This is a genomic window from Mesorhizobium sp. M2A.F.Ca.ET.037.01.1.1, from assembly GCF_003998075.1.
Lineage (GTDB): Bacteria > Pseudomonadota > Alphaproteobacteria > Rhizobiales > Rhizobiaceae > Mesorhizobium.
Map to the genome: position 1 here is coordinate 1 of NZ_RZSA01001828.1, position 430 is coordinate 430.

At 64.0% G+C, this 430-nt stretch carries 1 pseudogene; it reads left to right on the plus strand.

What is annotated here, in order from left to right:
• Positions 1-422: pseudogene (locus EOA27_RS40025) on the plus strand (DUF2157 domain-containing protein); the annotation flags it as partial.
• Positions 423-430: the final 8 nt, after the last annotated feature.

Here is a 430-nt window from a genome sequence, read left to right on the forward strand (position 1 = left end):
CGGTGCTGCTCTTTGCCGCTTTGGTCTTTGCCGGCGATCCGATCGACAGGATCCTGCAGCTCGGCGGCCGGCTGCCCTTGCATGCCTTGCTCGGCTTCCTCACCGGCATGGCGATCATCCAGTTCGAGCTGGCCGATGAAAGCACAAACAACAGCGGGTTTGCCGTCGCTTCGATCGTGGCGCTGGCCAGTATCGTGGCGGCAATCATGCTGGCGGGGCGCGAGAGCAGGGGCTTGCGCTGGCTGGCCTATACCGGCTTCGCCTTCGAGCTCGCCATCATCTACAGCGTCACCTTGAGGTCGATGCTGGATACGGCCGGCTTCTTCCTGGCGGCGGCGGTGCTGCTCGGCATGCTGGCGCTGGTCATCATCCGCATCGAAAAGCGCATGAAAGCGCCTGCCGGAACAGGAGCAGCGGCATGACCGGCAAG